Source organism: Microbacterium sp., assembly GCF_035277845.1.
Taxonomy (GTDB): domain Bacteria; phylum Actinomycetota; class Actinomycetes; order Actinomycetales; family Microbacteriaceae; genus Microbacterium.
In genome coordinates, this window is sequence record NZ_DATEJS010000054.1 from 1 (window position 1) to 2,917 (window position 2,917).

Annotated in this window: 3 protein-coding genes; all 3 read left to right on the forward strand. The window is 69.1% G+C overall.

All coding sequences use genetic code 11. From position 1 onward, the window contains the following. A partial coding sequence (locus tag VJR25_RS02010; RefSeq protein ID WP_324111988.1) for an ABC transporter ATP-binding protein occupies window positions 1–903 on the forward strand: 903 nt, incomplete at its 5' end. Then, window positions 900–1,712, forward strand: a complete 813-nt coding sequence (locus tag VJR25_RS02015; RefSeq protein ID WP_324111990.1) for an ABC transporter ATP-binding protein — start codon at window positions 900–902, stop codon at window positions 1,710–1,712. The genes VJR25_RS02010 and VJR25_RS02015, both read left to right, overlap by 4 nt. A 15-nt stretch (window positions 1,713–1,727) precedes the next feature. Next, window positions 1,728–2,917, forward strand: a 1,190-nt coding sequence (locus tag VJR25_RS02020) for an ABC transporter substrate-binding protein (protein WP_324111992.1), incomplete at its 3' end; no start/stop codon positions are given.

The following is a 2,917-nucleotide window of genomic DNA, read 5'->3' on the forward strand; positions in this document are numbered from 1 at the left end:
ACGCTCGACCGGCTGCTGCCGGACGGCGCGCACGTCACCGGCTCGGTGCGGTTCGACGGCAAGGAGGTGTTCGCCCTCAAGGGCGAGCAGCTGCGCGCCTACCGTGCCGAGGACGTGGCGATGATCTTCCAGGATGCCCGCGCGTACACCAACCCGGTGCGTCGCGTCGGGGACTTCCTCACCGAGGCTCTGCGCACCAACGACAGGATGCCGAAGCACGCGGCCATGAAGCGGGCCGTCGACCTGCTCGCCGAGGTGGGCATCAGCGATCCGGAGCGCCGCCTGCGGCAGTATCCGCATGAGCTGTCGGGTGGCCTGCTGCAGCGCGTGATGATCGCCGCCGCGGTGGCGGTGCGGCCGCGGCTCATCCTCGCCGACGAGCCGACGACGGCCCTGGACGTCACCACGCAGGCCGAGGTCATGGCGATCCTCGGGCGCATGCAGAGCGAATACGGCCTGGCGATGGTGTTCATCACGCACGACCTGGAGCTCGCCGGGGCCGTGTGCGACGACACCATGGTGCTGTACGCGGGGCAGGTGCTGGAGCACCAGGCGTCCCGGTCGCTCGCGCACGACCCGCTGCATCCGTACACGGCGGCGCTCATGCAGGCCCGGCCCGAGATCGACCGCCGCGTCGACCGGCTGCCGGCCATCCCCGGCCACCCGACGACCGCGTACGAGGCGCCCGTCGGCTGCCCGTTCGCGCCGCGCTGCCGGTTCGTGCAGGACGCGTGCCGGGAGCAGACCCCACCGCTCATCCCGATCGAGACGATCACCGTGGGAGCGCCGCAGGGAACCGGGGTTCCGCAGGGTCTCAGCCGCTGCCGGCGGATGCCCGAGCTGCGCGGAAAGCTGTTCGAGCCCGTCGAGGTGGTCGAGGTCGTCGAGGAGGCCCAGTCATGAGCGCAGACACCCTGTTGAGCGTCCGGGACCTGACGAAGGTCTTCGGGCACGGCCGCAACCAGGCCACCGCCGTGGCCGGAGTCACGTTCGACCTGGAGCAGGGCGGCGCCATGGGCATCGTCGGCGAGTCCGGATCGGGCAAGACCACGACCGCGCGCATGATCATCGGGCTGGAGACGCCCACCTCGGGCAGCATCCGCTTCCGCGGCGAGGACCGCACCCACCCCGCGCGCGGCGTGCGAGCGCTCCGCGAGCGCGGTCGCAATATCCAGATCGTGTTCCAGGACCCCTACACGTCGCTCGATCGCCGCCAGCGCATCGGCGACTGCCTGGCCGAGGTCATCGGCGTGCACTTCCGGCTGGGCCGGGATGCCACCAAGGCGCGCGTGCGCGAGCTCGGCGAGCTCGTCGGCCTCGACGAGCGGCAGCTGAACGCCCTCCCCAAGAGCCTGTCCGGCGGTCAGCGGCAGCGCGTCGCGATCGCCCGGGCGCTCGCCGCCGAGCCCGAGGTGCTCATCCTCGACGAGGCTGTCTCGGCCCTGGACGTCTCGGTGCAGGCGCAGATCCTGAACCTGCTCAGCGACATCCGCGATTCGCAGGGCGTCAGCTACTTGTTCATCAGCCACGACCTCGCCGTCATCCGCCAGGTGACCGAGCACTCCATCGTGATGCGACGGGGCGAGGTGGTCGAGCAGGGGCTCACCGCCGACCTGCTCGACGATCCGCAGCATCCGTACACCCGCCAGCTGCGCGACAGCGTGCCGCGCGACGGCTGGGATCCCGCATCCGTCCTCACCGCACACCACTGAACTGGAGTCATCCGAATGCACATCACAACCAAGCGCGCGCTGACGGTGACCGCCGTCGGCGTCACCGCCGCGCTGGCCCTGGCGGGATGTTCCGCCGGGGCGAAGAACGCGGGATCGTCGAACCCGTCGACGGGACTGGTGGTCACCACTCCCGCGGCCGCCGGCACCGTGGACCACATCACCTGGAACGTGTTCGAAGGCGAACCGCAGACGGTGGACCCGTACCACTCCGCCGACTACACGCCGAACATGATCAACTCCAACATGTGCGAGAACCTGCTCGCGCAGACGCCGGACTTCCAGATCAAGCCGAACCTGGCGCAGTCGTACTCCAACCCGGACCCGCTCACGTGGGTGTACGACATCCGCCCGGGGGTCACCTTCTGGGACGGCCACCCGCTCACCGCCGACGACGTCGTGTACTCGCTCGACAAGAACTGGAAGGACCCGACCAGCTTCTACAACTACCTGTACGCGAACGTCGCCTCCATCACGAAGACCGGCCCGCTGCAGGTGACGGTCAAGCTGAAGGCGCCGGACTACCTGTTCAACGACGAGCTGTCCGCCACCGCCGGCGTCATCGTCGAGAAGGACTTCACCGAGAAGGCCGGCAAGAACTTCGGGTCGCCTTCGGGAGGCCTCATGTGCACCGGCCCCTACAAGTTCGGCGGGTGGACCCAGGGTCAGTCGATCACCGCGGTCGCCTACGACGGCTACTGGAACAAGGCGCTCAAGCCCAAGGTGAAGAAGATCACGTTCACGTTCCTCACCGATGACTCGGCGATCACGTCCGGCCTGCTGTCCGGCGAGATCGACGGCACGTACAACGTGCCGGTGTCCGGCATCCCGACGCTGAGCAAGACGAGCACCGGTTCGCTCTACCGGGGCAAGGCCGGGCTCGAGGTCGAGTTCGTCGTGGCCAACCAGAAGGGCGCGCTCAAGAACGCGGACATCCGCAAGGCGCTGCAGCTGGCGATCGACTGGAAGGGCATCGGCGCCACCGTCTACGGCGGCGAGGGCACGCCGACCAGCCTGCAGATGGCCTCGGCGTCCTTCGGCTTCGCCAAGACCCCGCTGGACGCGCTGGCCAAGCAGGTCAACACGACCGACGGCGGGCCGCAGATCGCGAAGGCCAAGGCGCTGCTGAAGGATGTGCCGGCCGCCGAGCTGCAGCAGCAGATCAGCCTCGTCGTCCCGCAGCAGGC